Annotated in this window: 1 pseudogene; it reads left to right on the top strand. The window is 42.4% G+C overall.

Features of this window, described 5'->3' with window-relative positions:
• Positions 1-1,159: pseudogene (locus QUA23_RS30925) on the top strand (IS4 family transposase); the annotation flags it as partial.

Below are 1,159 nucleotides of genomic sequence, written 5' to 3'. Positions count from 1 at the left end.
AAGTTTTCGAGACGCATCTAAATCCTCGCCAGTATCTAACGCTACAATTGTTAGTGTTAATGTTACAAAGCTATCGAGATGTCAGCTTATCTACTGAGTGCTAACAAGTTTCCACAACTGATAAAGTATGAAAGTCGAGTGAGAAACTTGCAACGGTTTTTAGACTTACCTCAACTCACAGCAAAGCTGTTGTGGTTTCCCCTCATCAAACAGCTCGTCAAACAAGAGTTTCGCCACCAACCGAGCAATCGACAACAACGAAGACGAATCAAGAAACTCCAACTCATTCATCAAGGACATTTGTTCTTAATTATCGATCGAACGCAATGGCAAGAGCGAAATTTAATCGTGTTAAGTTTAGCTTGGGGGAAACACGCTATTCCCGTTTATTGGGAAATATTACCCAAAAAAGGAAGTAGTAACTTGCGCGAACAAAAAAAAGTTTTAACTCCGGTATTGCGGCTGTTGAAGCCTTATCCAGTTCTGGTCTTAGCCGATGCCTGAATTTCACAGCGTCCAACTGGCTTATTGGCTCAAGCAAAGGAATATAGACTTCGCATTGCGGCAGAAAAAAGGCACTTGTATTGCCGATGATGATGCAGTTTATCGAGCACTCAAAGACTTAAATATTAAACCGGGAAAATCTCGATTTTACGCCAACATTTATTGTACCAAAGCGCATCACCTTGGAGACTTTAATTTAGCGGCGTACTGGAAACGAAAATATCGAGGTAGAGGTCCAAAAGAACCTTGGTATATTCTGACGAGTTTGAAAAGTTTACCTCGGACTCTCTCCGTTTATGCCGCTCGATGGGGCATCGAAACAATGTTTCGAGATTTAAAAACCGGAGGCTATAATCTGGAAAATACAAAAGTCAACGAGCGGCGGTTAATGGCGCTCGTTTTAGTCATTTCTATCGCTTATACTCTAGCCACTTTACAAGGTGCTTCTTTACAGCATCGAACTGTTGCTGAGTATATTTGTCGTCCCACTGAAACCGGACGTTCAACAGAACGCTATAGCACTTTTTGGATGGGATTGCACGCTCCCGATTGGGGTCAATCTTTCCAGAATTGGTCGGATTTAGCCGCCGTACTGATGAATCTCAAACCCCACAAACGACTCAATTTTCAACAAGGGCTTCATGCTTTATCCCTG

The sequence above is a fragment of the Microcoleus sp. Pol1C5 genome, from assembly GCF_036701115.1.
Classification (GTDB): domain Bacteria; phylum Cyanobacteriota; class Cyanobacteriia; order Cyanobacteriales; family Microcoleaceae; genus Microcoleus.
Note: the sequence above shows the minus strand (reverse complement) of the source record. Positions and strands in the feature narration are given on the sequence as shown.